Source organism: Polyangiaceae bacterium, from assembly GCA_015075635.1.
Classification (GTDB): domain Bacteria; phylum Myxococcota_A; class Polyangia; order Polyangiales; family Polyangiaceae; genus JADJKB01.
This window is the reverse complement of the sequence record JABTUA010000001.1, coordinates 2,381,673-2,397,114: the sequence shown is the minus strand read 5'-3', so window position 1 is coordinate 2,397,114 and position 15,442 is coordinate 2,381,673. Positions and strand designations below refer to the sequence as shown.

Annotated in this window: 12 protein-coding genes; 4 read left to right on the top strand and 8 right to left on the bottom strand. The window is 70.5% G+C overall.

Annotation, left to right across the window (positions count from 1 at the left end):
- Positions 1–138: 138 nt before the first annotated feature.
- The 4 genes from HS104_10760 to greA are packed head-to-tail and all read right to left on the bottom strand — an operon-like array spanning position 139 to position 6,297.
- The gene (locus tag HS104_10760; protein MBE7480450.1) at positions 139–1,386 is read right to left on the bottom strand and encodes a PQQ-binding-like beta-propeller repeat protein; all 1,248 of its coding nucleotides are present in this window, start codon (positions 1,384–1,386) and stop codon (positions 139–141) included.
- Complete coding sequence (locus tag HS104_10755; protein ID MBE7480449.1) at positions 1,383–2,711, bottom strand: hypothetical protein; 1,329 nt, start codon at positions 2,709–2,711, stop codon at positions 1,383–1,385. Before HS104_10755 ends, HS104_10760 begins: the two co-directional genes overlap by 4 nt.
- A 42-nt stretch (positions 2,712–2,753) precedes the next feature.
- The gene (locus HS104_10750; protein MBE7480448.1) at positions 2,754–5,846 is read right to left on the bottom strand and encodes a sulfatase-like hydrolase/transferase; all 3,093 of its coding nucleotides are present in this window, start codon (positions 5,844–5,846) and stop codon (positions 2,754–2,756) included.
- A complete protein-coding gene (greA, locus tag HS104_10745) occupies positions 5,824–6,297 on the bottom strand; it encodes a transcription elongation factor GreA (GenBank protein MBE7480447.1) in 474 nt (157 codons plus the stop codon). Before greA ends, HS104_10750 begins: the two co-directional genes overlap by 23 nt.
- 92 nt (positions 6,298–6,389) lie before the next feature.
- Here greA and HS104_10740 point away from each other — a divergent pair, with 92 nt between their 5' ends.
- The 4 genes from HS104_10740 to HS104_10725 all read left to right on the top strand — a co-directional run bounded on the left by HS104_10740 (position 6,390) and on the right by HS104_10725 (position 10,309).
- Positions 6,390–7,205 carry a tetratricopeptide repeat protein gene (locus HS104_10740; GenBank protein ID MBE7480446.1) on the top strand — a complete coding sequence of 272 codons (816 nt, stop codon included), beginning with the start codon at positions 6,390–6,392 and terminating at the stop codon, positions 7,203–7,205.
- 3 nt (positions 7,206–7,208) lie between these two features.
- Positions 7,209–8,666, top strand: a complete 1,458-nt coding sequence (locus HS104_10735) for a sigma-54-dependent Fis family transcriptional regulator (protein ID MBE7480445.1) — start codon at positions 7,209–7,211, stop codon at positions 8,664–8,666.
- Entirely contained in the window at positions 8,641–9,444 is an 804-nt protein-coding gene (locus HS104_10730) for an alpha/beta fold hydrolase (GenBank protein MBE7480444.1), read from the top strand. The genes HS104_10735 and HS104_10730 overlap by 26 nt, the downstream gene beginning before the upstream one ends.
- Positions 9,445–9,634: 190 nt before the next feature.
- Entirely contained in the window at positions 9,635–10,309 is a 675-nt protein-coding gene (locus tag HS104_10725; GenBank protein ID MBE7480443.1) for a hypothetical protein, read from the top strand.
- A gap of 13 nt (positions 10,310–10,322) precedes the next feature.
- Here HS104_10725 and dut read toward each other — a convergent pair whose 3' ends face one another.
- The 4 genes from dut to HS104_10705 are packed head-to-tail and all read right to left on the bottom strand — an operon-like array spanning position 10,323 to position 15,419.
- The gene (gene dut, locus HS104_10720) at positions 10,323–10,766 is read right to left on the bottom strand and encodes a dUTP diphosphatase (GenBank protein MBE7480442.1); all 444 of its coding nucleotides are present in this window, start codon (positions 10,764–10,766) and stop codon (positions 10,323–10,325) included.
- Entirely contained in the window at positions 10,763–11,926 is a 1,164-nt protein-coding gene (locus tag HS104_10715; protein MBE7480441.1) for an AAA family ATPase, read from the bottom strand. Before HS104_10715 ends, dut begins: the two co-directional genes overlap by 4 nt.
- Positions 11,926–14,568 (bottom strand): tetratricopeptide repeat protein, encoded by a 2,643-nt coding sequence (locus HS104_10710; protein ID MBE7480440.1) that lies wholly within the window; start codon positions 14,566–14,568, stop codon positions 11,926–11,928. The genes HS104_10715 and HS104_10710 overlap by 1 nt, the downstream gene beginning before the upstream one ends.
- Positions 14,565–15,419, bottom strand: coding sequence for a penicillin-insensitive murein endopeptidase (locus HS104_10705; protein ID MBE7480439.1), 855 nt, complete (start codon positions 15,417–15,419; stop codon positions 14,565–14,567). Before HS104_10705 ends, HS104_10710 begins: the two co-directional genes overlap by 4 nt.
- Between the last annotated feature and the right edge of the window lie 23 nt (positions 15,420–15,442).

Here is a 15,442-nt window from a genome sequence, read left to right as displayed (position 1 = left end):
CAGTCTCTCTGCCCCCCGGACAGCCATTCTCAAAAAGTTAACATAATCTATCTTATGCGATCTTTGTTTGGGGCGTTAGCGGGCGTTTTTCGGCCTTGGCGCCGCAGCGCTGACATCCGTGTGGCTGCGGCGCGACGCTCAGCGGGTCGGCGGCGCGACGTGCAGGCTCAGGAGATCGCCGTGGTTCGAGACCACGAAGGCCCGGTTCCCGTGCGCAGCCGGCGTGTGGGACGAGCCGTCCACCATGTGGATGCCGTCGATCACGCTGCCATCCAGCGGCGACAGCAAGAACACGCCGAGCTTGCTGGTGTTGACCAGGAGCGCCCCGTTGATGGGCACCGGCGCCGAGATGCCGCCGTCCGGCAGCGAGCGCCGCCAATCGTCCCGGCCCGTCTCCGGATCCAGCGCCCAGAGCCCCGTGGTCCCGGTGGCCGCCAGGAGCAGCTTTCTCTCCGGGATCATCGGCCCCTTGCCGTCCCGGGGCGCGTGCGCGGGCTCCGTCCAGAGCGTCAGCTCACTCACGCCTTCCACCATCGGGTTCGACCAGACCGGCGTGCCGCTGTCGGCGTCCAGGGCCCAGACCCCGCCGGCATAGCTGCCCACGAACACCACCGGACCGCTCTCGAGGACGTCGCCCACGGGCGTGGTGTCGACGTCCAGGTAGGTCGGGAGCTCGCCCTGGCGCTGCTCGGCCTCCGCCGCCAGATCCACCGGCTGCCAGACCTCGTCGCCCTTCTTGGCATCGAAGGCCGTCACCGTGCCGTCGCTGAAGCCCACGTAGACCTTGCCGCGCCAGACCAGCGGGCCCGAGTAGCCCGCGACCTCCATGCCCAGGGCCGGCGTCCGGTGCTGGCTCCAGAGCATCTTCCCGGTCTTGGCCTCCAGCGCGACCACGGTGTCGTTGGCGTTCACGGCGAAGACCACGCCGTGATCGAGCACCGGCCGGCGCGACACCTCGGCGTTGGTGGAGAAACGCCAGAGCAGCTCTCCGGTGCCGGCCCGCACCTTGTACAGCGCGCCGTCGTTGGAGCCGAAGTAGACCACGTCCTCGCCGGGATCGTAGAGCGGCGCGCACTGCACGAAGCCGAGCGTCTCGAAGCGCCAGAGCACCTCGCCGTTGACCGCGCGGATGGCGTAAAGGCCTCGATCGCTCGACCCCACGAAGATGCGGCGGCGGCGCACGTCGAGCTCGGGCTGTCCGCGCTCGTAGGGCTCGCCGACCTTGCGCACCTCCGCCACGATCTGCCGCTTGTAGACCAGGCTGAGCGAGCCGCTGGGCCGGTACTTCCAGAGCGGCAGCTCCGGGTTCGCGCCGGCCCGGAGCGACTCGCAGCCGGCCAAGCCCAGCGCGCCGGCGACGAGCAGCAACCCGAGCGCGCGCTTCACGGGGCTCCGCTGCCGGGGGGCGCTGGCTCCGGCTCGGGCATCGGCATCGGCATCGGCGCGCCCCCGGGATCGTCCATGGGCGGCATCGATGGCACCTTCAGCTTTCCCATGTCCTCCAGCATCTTCTTGAGCTTGGTCGGATCCTTGAGGATGGCCTCGCGCATCTGCTCGATCTGCTCGGGTGTGTAGCTCGAGCCGCTCGCCGGCGCGGTGCTCGGGTCGATGACCGCCATCAGATCTTTGGCGGCCTTCTCCACGTAGCTCGTGGTCTGATACGGAGACTTCTCCTTGGCGAGCTTCTCGGTGACCTTGGCCAAGAGCTCCTTGCCTTTGTCCTTCTCGCCCCGGGTCACGTGCACGCGAGCCTGGTGGTAGAGGCCGAGCGAGCCGAAGCCCGGCTCGTCGGACTTCTCGAGATCGACGAACACCTTGAGCGCGCCGTCCGCGTCGCCCTTGGCTTCCAGACACAGGCCCACGCCCTCCAGCGCGCGCAGGCGCACGTCGGCGTCGTGCTTCGCCAGCTCGGAGCCCTGGACCTTCTCGTACAGGCCCTTCGCGTCGTCGTATTTGCCCTGATCGTAGAGCACGCCCGCGCGCCCGAGCGTCGCCAGGATCGAGGTGCCTGAGCCCGGCTTCGCCTTCTCGGACTCGGCGAAGGCCTTCTCGGCGGCCTCGAGGCGCGCCTCTTCGGTGGCAAAGCTCGGCCGAGACTCGAGCGCGGCTTCGTCCGGATTGCCGCTCGGCGTGCCGACCCGGCCGAGCTCGGCGTCGACGCCGCTCATCAGGCCGTCCGAGGTCTTGCCGGCGGTCTTGTTCGCACGCCAGCTGTAGATTTGCCAGCCGATCCCGCCGGCGATGCCGAGCACCACCACCCACTGGAGCAAGCTGAAGTGCTTGCGGATGAACTGCGTCGTGGCGTGGGTGCCTCGCGCCAGCGCGTCGTCCATCATCTCCGAGGCGTCGAGGCCTCGGGCGACGGCCGCCTGGCGCTCGCGGCTCCGCTTGCTTCCGCGCCGCTCCGCGCCCTGCTCGCGCAAGCGCCGATTGCGATCGCGGACCGCGCTGGTGGCGCTCTTCTGCTCTTGCTTCGCGCGCTTCTTCTCGGACTTGCTGAGCTTCTTCGGAGCCGAGTCCTCGGTCGGGCTCGCGGCCGCTTCGTCGTCGCTCGACTCTTCGCCGGGCTCGGCCTGCTCCTCGGCCTCGTCGCTCGCCTCCGCGGAGTCGTCGTCCGCGCTCTCGGTCGCGCTCTCGGTCGCCTCGCTCTCGGCCTGGGCGCGCCGGCGGGCACGCCGCGAGAGCTGTTTTTCGTCCTCTTGCTCAGCCACCGGCGCCTCTATACCACCCTCGGCCCGCCACGCGAGCCTTCTTCAGTCCGCCGGAGGATCGCCCGGCTTCCAGGGCTTTGGCGGCGGTGCGGGGAGCTCGTCGGCGAGCGGCACGACGGCGACCGACTCCACCGCCACGTGCTCGTCGGAGAGCACCACCAGCGTCACCGGCCGGCCGGGCTTGGCTCCCAGGCTCTCTGGAAGCGTCACGTACAGCTCGCGGCTCGGACCCGGCTGGAGCTCCAGCGCGACGCGGTTCGTGGGGTGAATTTGTGGGAGCTTTCGGTCCTTTACTGGCATACCCATGCGGTCGTACTTGAGCGCCTCGAAGGGCGCGCCGATCCGCACCGTGCCCGGTTGCGACTGAGCCCCGGCGCGGACGATCACCCTCACCCCTTTGCCGTTGCCCCCACGCGGGACGACCAGCTGGAGCTTGGCGCCGAGCGAGCTCTGCTTGGCGAGCCTCGCGAGCTCGCGCTTCTCGGGCCCACCGACCTGCTCCAGGATGCCCGCGCGGCGCGCCAGCTCGAGCCCCCCCGGCAGCGGGTCTGGCACGCCCAGGAAGCGCACCAGCGGTTCGGCCATCTCGGCCTCGGCGCCGAGCGACACCAGCGCCTCCGCGATGGCCGCACGTGCGCCCTGATAGCGCTCTTTCGCGAAGGCCCGCGCCAGGGGGACCCGCGCTGCTTCGTCGCCGATTCGCGCCAGGGTGCTGGCGATGAACGGCCGGAGCCGCACGTCGTCCAGGCTCTGGGTGAGCGGCCAGACCGCGTCCTTGCTGCGGATCTTCGCGAACGCCTCGAGCAGCTCCCGGGAGCGCGTGTAGTCCCGCGCCGCCCTGTCCTTCCACCAGGCCACCAGCACCGCCTCGCCGCGCCGGTCGCCGGACTCCGCGAGCGCCAGCGACGCCAGGCGCTTCCAGCGCAGATCCTCCGAACGCTCCAGCTCGTAGACGAGCGGCGCCCCCTGATCGAGCCGCGTCAACGCGAGGGCGGCCCAGCGCCGCACCTCGAGATCTTCGTCGCGGCCCAGCGCGAGCCGGAGGCCCGGCGCCGTCTCCGGTCGCCGGAGCTCGAACAAGATCTCGGTGGCCTTGCGCCGGATGGCGACGTCAGCGTCGTCGAGCAGCGCGACGAGCTCCTCGGCGGCGTCGCCGTCCCCGGAGATCCCCCGCAAGATGGCGCGCGGCCAGCCCTTGCCCTCGGCGCGCAGGCCCTTCACCTCGTAGCGGCCGTGGGAGGCCCCGAGCTCCCGCAAGCGGCCCCGGAGCTCGCGAAAACGCGCGGCCTCGTCGCCCGAGCGGTCGCGGGTCTGTCCCGGGTCGCTCGCCACGTCGAACATCTGGCAGGCGCCCAGCTTGCGCTGGCAAACGACGCGGAGGTTGCCTTCGGCGATCAGGGCCTGCTCCTCCGTCTCGGCGAGGGCGAGGCCGGGCCCGCTCGAGCGCTCCCCGCTCAGCAGCGGGCCCAGGTCCCGACCCCGGAGCCGCGGGGGTCGCGGGATCTCCAGGCCCGAGAGCACCGTGGGCAAGAGGTCGATGGTCTGCACGACCTCCGAGATGCGGCGCGCGCCGACGGCGCCGGGGGCGGACACGACCAGCGGCACCCGGACCTGCTCTTCGTAGACCGTCGTGCCGTGGTAGCGGCCGCCGTGATCGCCGAACTCCTCGCCGTGGTCGGAGGTCACGATCACGATGCCGTTCGGCCGGCCCGCGCGAAACTGCCGGATCAACGCGCCGGCGGTCTCGTCGGCGGCCCGGATCTCCGCGTCGTAGCGGTCCACGTCGCGCGCACCGAAGTCGAAGGCGGGGTGCGCCTCGTAGGGCTCGTGCGGGCCGAACAGGTGCACCCAGAGAAACACGCGCTGCGAGCTGTCGAGTCCCTGCAGGTACTCGGCGACCTGCGCGACCCGTCCCTGCCCCTCCAGGAACTCCACCTTGCGGTACTCGAACCCGAGGAAGCTGTCGCGAAACGGCGCGAAGCGCTCGGTGTCGATGAAGAACACCGCCGGCGGGTAGAACGCGGCGGTTCGATAAGCGTAGGTGCGGAGGAGCGAGGCCCAGGTGTCGGAGTCGGCACCCGCGCCTTGCAGCAGCAGCGGCCGCATGTACTTGCCGGTCATCAGCGAGGTGACCGAGTAGCTGGTGTGCGGTGTCGGCGCGTAGGCGTGCGTGAACAGCGCGCCGCCCTCGGCCAGCGCGTCGATGTTCGGCGTGGTCTTGCGCGCGTAGCCGTAGGCGCCGACGTGATCGGCGCGCAGGGCGTCCACGGTGATCAGGAGCAGATCCCGGCCGCGGAAATCCACGCTGCGGGCGTTCGGGCTCGGCGCGTCGGTCTCGGCTACGTCGGCGTCCACGATCGGCGGCGGCGGCGCCACGAGCGCTGCCGCGCGCACCGCCTGGCCGGCAATCGGCGCGCGCTCCAGCATCACGAGGCGAAAGTTGTCGAAGCGCCCGAGTCGAGCCGCGGCTGGCTGGCAGAGCAGACCGAGGGCCACGGCGCCGAGCCCGAGCCCGAGCAAGCCGAGCGCTCCTGTGCGGCGGGGCGCGCTGCCGAGCGCGAGCCCGAGCGCCGGAGCGAGGGCCAGGCAAGCGGCGGCGAGGCCCAGGTGAAACGCCGGATACAGGCGCACCAGGACGAAGCGGTTGGCGAGCTCCCCCGCAACGATCGCGGCCAGTGCCGCCGCCGCCACCCGCCGCGGATGCTGCCGGATCGCGTCTGCGAGGCGCGGCGCCAGCGCGTAGACCAGCGCTCCGGCGAGCAGCCCGACCCCGAGCGCGAAGCCCAGGCGCCGGGGCAGCGCGGCGAGCAGGCGGCCGCCGCCGACGCCGTGGCCGACCAGGCCCACCAGCACGGCGACCGAGAGCGCGAGGGCGATCCGACCGTCGCGGCGAGCGCCGCGCTCCGCCAAACCGAGGAGCGCAGCGCCGAGCAGGCCGCCCGCGCCGGCGAGCAGGAGCGCGGCCGGGGCGAGGTAGACGAGCCCCCACTGCAGCTCCCACACGCCGGCCAGCAGGCGGCGCTCGGCGCCGAGCACCACGCCCAGCTCGGCGAGGAGGACCAGGGCTGCCGCGCCGATGGCGCTCGAGATCCGAGCGCTCGGGCCGTGGCTCTCAGCTGAACTCGACGCCGACAATCTCGTAGTGGCGGGCGCCGCCGGGAAGCTGGACCTTGATCTCGTCCCCCGCCTCCTTCCCGATCAGCGCGCGGGCGAGCGGCGCGGAGATCGAGATCGTGCCCTGGTTCAGATCCGCCTCGTCCGCCCCGACGATCTGGTAGGTCGATTCCTCCTCGGTTTCGACGTTCAGGAGCGTCACCGTGGCTCCGAACCGAACCTTGTCGCCGCTGAGCGAGGACGGGTCGATGACCTCGGACCGGGACAGCTTGTCCTCCAGGTCCTTGATGCGGGCCTCGACCAGGCCCTGGCGCTCCTTGGCCGCGTGGTACTCGGCGTTCTCGCTCAGGTCCCCGTGCTCGCGGGCCACGCCGATCTCGCGGGAGATCTTCGGACGTTCCTCCTTCAGGCGCGCCAGCTCCTCCTTGAGCTTCTCCGCCCCGCGGGGCGTCATCGGGACCTTCTCGACCATGGGAACCCCGGATCTACCCGAGGCCCGCGCCCAAAGCCAGAAGCGCCGGGCTTGCCCTCGCTCGCCCGAGCCGCTACTCAGGCGTCCGCGGCATGCGCCTCTTGGGCAAATTCCTGGTCCTCCTCGCGCTCGGGGCAATCGCCCCGGCCTGCGGCGCCAAGAAGCCCGCGGCGAGCCCGCTCGAGTACGCGGAGAACGCGAAGATCGAGTACGACCTGGCGCTCAAGGCCTTCTTCGACAAGGACTGGGACGAGGCGGCGCTCCTGTTCAAGGAGGTCAAGCGCAAGTACGGCTACAGCCGCTACGCGCGCCTGGCCGACCTGAGGCTGGCGGACATCGAGTTCAAGCAAGAGAAGTACGCGGAGGCCATCAGCGCGTACAAGGGCTTCGTCCACGACTACCCGAACGACCCCGAGGTTCCCTACGCGCGCTACCGCGTGGCCAAGGCCTTGTTCGAGCAGTCGAGCCCTACCCTGCTCCTGCCGCCCCTCGAAGAGCGCGACCTCGCCAACGTCCACGACGCCTACGACACGATTCGCGCGTTCCTGGGTGACTTCCCCAACTACAAACGCGCGCGCGAGCTCGACTACATGCTGGAGATGGTCGCGGGCCTGCTCGCGCGCCACGAGCTCTACGTCGCGCGCTTCTATCTCGGGCTCGGCAACTTCCCCGCGGCCGTCGCCCGCTGCCAGTACGCGCTCCGCACCTACGAGGGATCGGGGCTCGAGGCGGAGGCCATGCTCCTGCTCGGCGAGACCTACATGAAGATGCACAAGCGCAAGAAGGCCCGCGCCGTCCTGCGCCAGCTGCTCTCGCTCTACCCGGACAGCCCGTTCGGCATCCCAGCGAAGGGCTTCCTTCGGCTGATGCAGGACGACGCCGTCGTGCCCCCCGCACCCCTGCCCTGACCAATGGCCGACCCGTCGCCGCTCTCCACCGTCGCCCCCACGGTCCTGATCGTCGACGACGAGAAGAACATCCGCCGCACCGTCGAGATGGTGCTGACCGGCGAGGGCTACCGGGTGCTCGAGGCGGGCAGCGCGGAGGAGGCCCTCGCCACGCTGAACAACCCCGCGCAGCCGGTGGACCTGGCCATCTTCGATCTGAAGCTGCCCGGCATGAGCGGCCTGGAAGCGCTGGAGCGGATGCGCGCCGACGACGCCACGCGGGACCTGCCCGTGATCGTGATCAGCGGGCACGCCACGGTCCACGACGCGGTGAACGCCATCAAGCTGGGCGCCAGCGATTTTTTCGAGAAGCCGCTGAACCGCGAGCGCGTGCTGGTCAGCGTCGACAACTGCATCAAGACGGCGCGCCTGTCCCGCACCCTCGAGCAGATGCGCGGCGAGCTCGAGGCTCGCTACGAGATGATCGGGACGAGCTCCGTGATGCAGGAGCTCTACGGCAAGATCGACAAGGTCGCTCCGACCAAGGCCAGCGTGCTCATCACCGGCGAGAGCGGCACCGGCAAGGAGCTGGTCAGCCGCGCCATCCACCGGCTCAGCCCGCGCAAAGAGGCGCCGTTCATCAAGGTCAACTGCGCCGCCATCCCCCGGGAGCTGATCGAGAGCGAGCTGTTCGGTCACGAGAAGGGCTCGTTCACCGGCGCGCAGGCGCGCAAGCGCGGCTTCTTCGAGCAGGCCCACGGCGGCACGCTGTTCCTCGACGAGATCGGCGACATGGACCTGACGGCTCAGGCCAAGGTGCTGCGGGCGCTCCAGAACGGCGAGGTCGTGCGGGTGGGCAGCGAGCACGTGATCCAGGTGGACGTGCGGGTGCTCGCCGCCACCAACAAGGATCTGTCGAAGGAGGTGGCCGCGGGCGCCTTCCGCGAGGATCTGTTCTTCCGGCTCGACGTCTTCCCGATCCGAGTGCCCGCGCTCCGGGAGCGGCCGCTGGACATCGCGCTGCTCGCCGAGGCCTTCGCCGAGGCGTTCTGCAAGGACAACGGCCTGAAGCCGAAGAAGATGGACGCCGCCGTGAAGGAGGCGCTGTGCCGGCGCAAATGGCCCGGGAACGTCCGCGAGCTGAAGAACGTCGTGGAGCGCGCCGCCATCTTGTCCGGCGACGTCATCACCATCGCCGACCTGCCGGAAGATCCCCACCAGAGCCCGTTCGAAGACGACGTGGACGAGCAGCCCGAGAGCGACGCCGCGCCGATCGCGCTCTCCAGCGTCGCGACCCTCGGCCAGAGCGGCGAGCGGCTGACCCTGCGCGACTACCGCGAAGCCTCGGAGCGCGCCTACATCGTGGACACGCTCAAGGCGTTCGAATGGAACATCTCCAAGGCCTCGGTGGTGCTCGGGGTGGAACGCACCAACCTGCACAAGAAGATCCGCGCCTATGGCATCAAGCGCGGGGAAGGTTAGCTCCCGGCGCGGCGCGCTGATCGGGCCCGGCGAGCCGAGCCCGATGTTCGAGGAGGGCGCGCTTCCGGGCGTGCTCGGGATCCACGGCTTCGGCGGCACGCCGCTCGAGGTGGAGCTCGTCGCCGACGTGGCTCGCGCACTGGGGCGTCGCGTCCACCTGCCGCTCCTGCCGGGCCACGGCACCCACGCCGACGAGCTGTCGCGCACGCGCTGGGAGGACTGGGCCGCGGCGGTCGAGGCGGCCCTGGACCGGGTCAGCTCCCCGAGGGAGCCCTGCGTGGTGATCGGCCTCTCGCTCGGCTCGGTGCTGGCCACCCACCTCGCCGTCACCCGCCCCGAGCGGGTCAAGGCGCTGGTGCTCCTGGCCAACGCCTTCTGGCTCTCCGCGCCCTTCCCTGCCTGGGCGCTCCGCGCGGTGGACCTGCTCGGAGTGCCCGATTTCCGCATGCCCAAGGTGGCCGCGGACATCGCCGACCCGGTCGCCCGGCGCACCCACCTCACCTACGGCGAGCACCCGGTGCACGCTGCGGTCGCGGTGGAGCGGGCTGGTGCCCGCATGCGCCAGCGACTGTCCGAGGTCCAGGTGCCCACGCTGATCGTGCACGGCGAGCGCGACCGCGTCTGCCCGGTCGCGAACGCCGAGCGCGTGGCGTCGCAGCTCGGGACGCGAGACGTGAAGGTGGTGCTCCTGCCGCGATCGCGGCACATCCTGACCCGGGACCTGGAGCGCGCCGAGGTCGCCCGGGAGCTCAGGGCCTTTTTGGAGAGGCATGCCTGACTCGGCGGGAGCGAGCTCTTGCGCAACGACGGAGCGAAAGAAGGCGCGGCCGCAAGAGCGCGGGCACGGTCGCGCGCCGCAGCGCCTCGTTGCGGGGACCTCGTCGCGCCGCCCTCGTGGGGGTGGCGCGGATTTCAGGCTGAGCGGAACAAGCAGATCTGGAGGGAGCCCATCCGTAGACTCGACGCCGATGGCCAGCAAAGGCTCGACCACGGACTTCGATGCCACGGTCGCTGTTTTCGAGCCGAGCGTGCTCGCCGACGCCGACGGGATGCAGCGCGCTACGGACCTACTCACCGCGCTGCTCGAGTCGCGCACCAAGAGACCGTTGGACCCCCGCTGGGCACCCCGCTGCGTGGCCGTGCTGCGTACCCCCTTTCCTCGAGATCACCGCCACGAATCGGCGCGCGCCGCGCTGCTTCGCACTGCCGGCAGCGTGCTCGTGCTCCGGCTCGGAGCGCTCCGTCAGGCGAGCACGGCGCAGCTCCTCGAGCTGCTGCGGCTCGGCGGCGATGCGCGCGATGGGGGTGACGTTCGCTATCGGTACATCCTCGAGCTGGTCGGCAAGCTGGGCACACCCGCGGATGTCCCCGCGCTCTGCGCGTGGTTCGAAGCTCGTCCAGGCCGCGAGCTGGGCAGCGGCATGACGTCGGTTCACGCGGTGATGGTCAACGCCTTGATGCGCCTGGCCAACGCGGAGACCCTGGCGCTCCTGAGCCACGCGCTCGAGCAGGACTCGGCGGGCAAGGCGCCCCTGGGCAAGCACCAGCGGTGGGCCTACGAGCGGACCGTCGAGGGGCTCATGGCCGGAGAACGACCCGCCGTGGGTACCAACTTTCTGCCCGAGCCCCGCGGCGTGGGTTGATCTCCTCCTGCGCCTACCGCCCCGTAGAGCCGAACCCACCCGCGCCCCGCTCCGTGGCGTCCAGGCTCTCCGCCCACTCGAGCCGCGCCCGCACCACGGGCGCGATCACCAGCTGCGCGATGCGCATCAGGGGCTCGACGACGAAGGGCTCGGCGCCGTGGTTCACCAGGATCACGCCGACCTCGCCGCGATAGTCGGCGTCGACGGTGCCTGGGGAGTTGACCATGCTGACGCCGTGGCGGAGCGCGAGGCCCGAGCGCGGGCGCACCTGGCCCTCGAAGCCCGGTGGGATGGCCAGGGCGAGGCCGGTCGGGATCAGCCGGCGCTCGCCGGGCGCGAGCGTCACGGCCTGCGCCAGCGCAGCGCACAGGTCGAGGCCCGCGGAGTCGGGCGTCTGGTACGCCGGCAGCGGGACCTCGACCTTGCCCACGCGCAAGACGCGCACGAGCGGCGTCACAGCTGGGCGAACCTTCCGCTCTTCAAGGCCGCGTCGAGCAGCTGCCGCACGCGCTGCTCCAGGGCCCGCGCCTGCTGATCGGGGATCTGCGAGAGCGCGGTCTTGATCTCGCCCAGCGCCTTGAGCTGGCTGAAGAGCTGCAGGTCGCTGGGCGGGGCGGCGCCGGTCAGCACCTGGCGAATGCGCTCGATCTCGGCGGACAGCGCCTCGACCCCCACCCCCAGCGCGCCGACCCGGCGACGATCCGGGTGCTCGCGGTAGAAGGCCTCGAGCGCGGGCTGCACGATCTGCTCCAGGATCGGCGCCTGATCCTCGGCGTTCCAGATGTGCTTGAGCACGAACAGATCGCTCGTGTCCGCCTCGCTCCGGCCGTCGATGTAGGCGCTGGCGGCGAACAGCTTGAGCATCTTGACCACGCGGCGGTCGCTGATGGTGATGCCCTCGGCGCGGATCTGGAAGATCAGGCCCTTGTAGCTGGAGAGGAACGCCTCCGAGAACGACAGGCGCCGCGCCAGATCCTCGGTCATGTTGTGGATGTCGGCCGCCGAGAGCAGCGGCTGGGGCTTCGTGCGCCGGAGCTTCTTCACCTCGTGCTGCACGCCGAGCTGGAGCAGCTCGTTGAAGTGGTAAGCGTCCAGGTTGTCGGAGCGGATGCGGAGCAGGAAGCGGTCGAACATGGCCGACAGCGACTCGTCGCTCGGTACCTCGTTGCTGGCGCCGAAGGCGCTGATCAACGGGCACTCGATGACCTGCGCGCCGGAGGTGTAGCGGCGCTCGTTCAGCAGGCTGAGCAGGGCGTTCAGGATGGCGCTGTTGGCCTTGAACACCTCGTCGAGGAAGACGACCTCGCTCTCCGGCAGCATGCCCTCGGTCTTGCGCCGGTAGTGCCCGTCCCGGAACGCGGCGATGTCCACCGGCCCGAATATCTCGTTCGGCTCGGTGAAGCGCGTCAGCAAGTACTCGAAGTACCTGGCGTGGATCAGCTCCGAGAGCGTGCGGATCAGCGCGCTCTTGGCCGTGCCCGGCGGGCCGATCAAGACCGCGTGCTCCCGCGCGACGACCGCGATCAGGAGCAGGCGGATCACCTCGCTCTTGCCCAGAAACTGCGAGTCCAGCGTCTCCGCGACGCGCGCGAGACGTGACGAGAGGTTGTCGGCCATCAGAGTCCTTTGGGCTTCGCCTGGCGGTGCTTCTCGAAGATCTCGTCGGCCATGCCTTTGAGCTTCTGGGCCTCGCGCTGGATGTCGGCGTTGTTCTTGTAGTGGTCGCTACCCATCACGTACGTGGCGAAGGCGTAGTAGCTCCGCGCCACCTCGATCTCGTTGCCGATCTCCTTGGATAGGGCCACGGAGCGCATGAAGTAGTCGATGGCCTTGCCCTCGTGCCCGGCTCCCCAGGCCCCAGCCGCAGTGACCTCGCCCAGCGTGCGCAGCGCCACCGCCAGGTGCGACTTGCTGCGCACCTGACCGAACAGGTCCACGGCGTGTTTGATGGCCTCACGGGCCTTCCTGAGGTCGTTTTGCAGGAGATAGGCCTTGGACAGGCCGCGCTTGGCCTCGGCCAGGTGCAGGTTGTCGCCGAGCTCGTCGCACAGCTCCTCCGCCTGCTTGAGCACGCGGATGGCCTCGTTCGTATCGCCCAAGCGATAGTGCATCTCGCCGATGTTGGTGAGCACCACGGCCAGGCGGTTTCGCTCGCCGATCTCGCGGGCCACCTCGAGGGCCTCCCGGAACAGCCTGAGCGCTTCGACGTTGTCGTTCCGGTCCTGGGCCAGCTTGCCCAGGTTGTTCAGGCTCTGCACGATGCCGAGCGGGTCGTTGATCTCGCGCCGGAGCTTCAGCGACGCCTCCAGGGCCTCCGCCGCGCTCTCCGGCTTGCCGTGGTCCATCCAGACCAGGCCGATGTTGTTGAAGGAGAGGGCGATGCTCCGGAGATCTTGCAGCTCCTTGCGGATCTCGAGGGCTACCTTCAGCTCGGTCAGGGCATCGTCGTATTCGCCCTTCATCCACAGGCACTTGCCGATGTCGTCGTGGCAGGCCGCGATGCCGCGTCGATCCGCCGCGAGCTCGAACAGCCCGAGCGCGGTCTCCAGGTTCTTCTGCGCCAGCGCCAGCATGCCGGTGTCGCGGTGCAGGCGCCCGATGCGGTTGTGGGCGGCGCCGCCCTTGGCGCGCAGCGCCAGGCGGTAGGCGAGCCCGAGCATCTCGCGGAACGCCGCCAGCGCCTCGTCCGTCTTGCCGAGCAAGGTCAAGACGTCGCCGTGATCGTGCAGAGCGTCGATGCGGCGCCGAGCGTCGGAGTCTCCGAGCAGCTCGAGCCCCTTCGCGTAGTACTCGTGGGCCTTCTTGGCGGCGTAGCTGCTGCGCGCCAGATCGCCGGCCTCCAGGTAGGTGAGCCCGGCGCGTGCCAGGGCGCCGGCCTTCTCGAGGTGCGCTGCCAGCATCGCGCAGTATTCTTCCTGCGAGCGCACCCCATCCTTCTGCGCCAGCCAGTCGGCGATGGTCTGGTGATAGCGGCGCGCGGAGGCGCCGCTCGTGAGCTGGGCGATGCGCTCGCGCTCGAGGTTGTGCTTGAACACGTACTCGACCTCACCCGAGAACGAGGAGTCGGGAAGCTTGAGCACGTAGTCGCGGGCGACCAGGCCGTCGAGCAGGGCTCGAAGGTCGTCCCAGTCCTTCATGTCGGACTTGGTCCAGAGCTCCGGAGCCGGCTTGTCCATGCGCACCAGCGCCACCAGCGCACCGAGCCAGAACACGCTGCCCACCGCGGCGGCGTGCTCGAGCAGCTGGCGCTCGGCGGAGGACAGCGCCGCGATGCGCGCCGCGACCGCGTCGGCCACGTTGAGCGGCAAGCGCGCTCCCGCCAGCTTCTCGAGATCGACCTTCCAGACCGGATCACGGGCCAGAGCGTCGCGCTCCTCGAGCACGCCGGTGTCGTGGAAGATTCGCACCATCTGCTCCAGCAGCCCGGGGTTGCCCCCCGCCATCCCCACGGCGGCGTCCACCAGCGCCTCCGGCGGTCCGCCCGCACAAGGCGCGAGCAGCGCCTTGGCCAGATCCACCGCCAGGTTCTCCGGGAGCGGGGTGAGATCGACGCGCTGGTGACGCTCCTTGCCGAAGGCGAACCAGTCCTCGTGTCGCGTCACGAGCTCGGAGCGCGTGGCGCACAGGAGCAAGATGGGGCCGCTCAGGTTCTCCATCAGGTACCGGAGCAGCTCGATCGAGTCTTCGTCCGCCAGGTGCAGGTCCTCGAAGACCAGGCAGATCGGGCCCTGAGCCGCATCCCCCTCGAAGAAAGCCTTGACGATGGAGCGCCGGAGCAGGCGCGCCTGGATGGCGTCGTCCTCGACGGCACGGGTGAGCGGGCTGCCCAGGAAATCGAGGTCGATGAGCTGACCGAGGAAGTAGCAGACGTCGCCGACCTTGCGATCCTCGAGCACCGTGGCGACCTGAGCCCGGACCTGGGCCTTGGCGGCCTCGGCGTCCATGCCCTCCACCAGCCCGAAGCGCGAGCGCAGGAGCCGCGCGAACACCCCGTAGGAGTTCTGCAGGCCCCGCGCGCTGCCGCGGTAGACGCGCGGGACACGCCCGCCCCCGGTGCGGAGCTCCAGCAGGAACTCGTGGATGACGCGGCTCTTGCCGATGCCGCTCGGCCCCGCCAAGGTGACGATGCGCGCCTCCCCCGAGGTGCGGCAGGCCTCGGCCGCGGCGCGAAGCAGGCTCTTCTCCGCGTCGCGGCCCACGAGCGGCGCGCGCAGATCGTTGACCCCGAACAGCAGCTCCGACGCTGGCGACTCGTTCATCGCCGCGTAGTTTCGCGCTCTTTCTTCGGCTTCACAAGGGCACGAGAGGCCGGGATTGTCCGCCGGATCGAGACCGGCGTGGTGGCGGCCACGGACTTGACGCGGGCCGGCTCGGCGCGCGTGGGGGCCGGGACGCAGATGCGTCGCTGCCCGGCCGGACAGCTGATGCGCACGTGGAAGTGGTCGTCGTGGACCTGGCCCGCGCTCGGCTGCTTCATCGCCATCGCCGCGCGATGGAGCACCGGGAGGTAGGTGCCCTTCGATCGCGCGTAGGCGAGCAGGCGCCGGCGGATCTGGTCGGCGACGAAGATGTGCTCCACGCGGCTCCCAGGGTCGGAGACCCAGGCCTCGACCAGCGCCCAGTTTCGCGCGTCGTCGAAGCGGTAGTTGCGGTTCTCGAGCGCCACCCCGTTGTCCACCACGGTGAGAAACTCCGCCGGCGCCACGCTCTCGCCGTCGGGCCCCACGAACAAGAACGCCACGTCGGCGTCTCGGCCGCTCTCGTGGCTCTTGTGCCCGGGCAGCTCGCCCCCTTCTCGCCGCGACAGGTCACCCACGTGCAGCGTGAGCCCCGGAAAGCGAGCGGCCAAGCGCTTCGCGGAGCGCTCCAGGAGCCCGACCAGGCCGGGCAGCCCGTAGTGCGCGCCGTTGGCGTGCCGGAGCCGGATCTCCTTGCTGTTCTCCAGGAGCACGGCTCCCTCGAGCTTGCCGTCCGTGGGCGAGCCGATGCTGAGCGCCGGCAGCGTCGCGGGCCGGCGGGAGGGGCGAGGCGCCGCGGCCGCGGCCGTGCCCTTCTTGGGCGCGGGCGCGATGGCGCTCTCGCGCGCGAACGCCCCCGACGTGGCGGTCACGGCGGCGAGTATGAAGACCGTCG

Excerpts from the sequence above, each read along its gene's own strand:
- greA (MBE7480447.1), bottom strand. The coding sequence starts at position 6,297 with ATGGTCGAGAAGGTCCCGATGACGCCCCGCGGGGCGGAGAAGCTCAAG.
- HS104_10740 (MBE7480446.1), top strand. The coding sequence starts at position 6,390 with ATGCGCCTCTTGGGCAAATTCCTGGTCCTCCTCGCGCTCGGGGCAATC.
- HS104_10735 (MBE7480445.1), top strand. The coding sequence starts at position 7,209 with ATGGCCGACCCGTCGCCGCTCTCCACCGTCGCCCCCACGGTCCTGATC.
- HS104_10730 (MBE7480444.1), top strand. The coding sequence starts at position 8,641 with ATGGCATCAAGCGCGGGGAAGGTTAGCTCCCGGCGCGGCGCGCTGATC.
- HS104_10725 (MBE7480443.1), top strand. The coding sequence starts at position 9,635 with ATGGCCAGCAAAGGCTCGACCACGGACTTCGATGCCACGGTCGCTGTT.
- HS104_10715 (MBE7480441.1), bottom strand. The coding sequence starts at position 11,926 with ATGGCCGACAACCTCTCGTCACGTCTCGCGCGCGTCGCGGAGACGCTG.
- HS104_10710 (MBE7480440.1), bottom strand. The coding sequence starts at position 14,568 with ATGAACGAGTCGCCAGCGTCGGAGCTGCTGTTCGGGGTCAACGATCTG.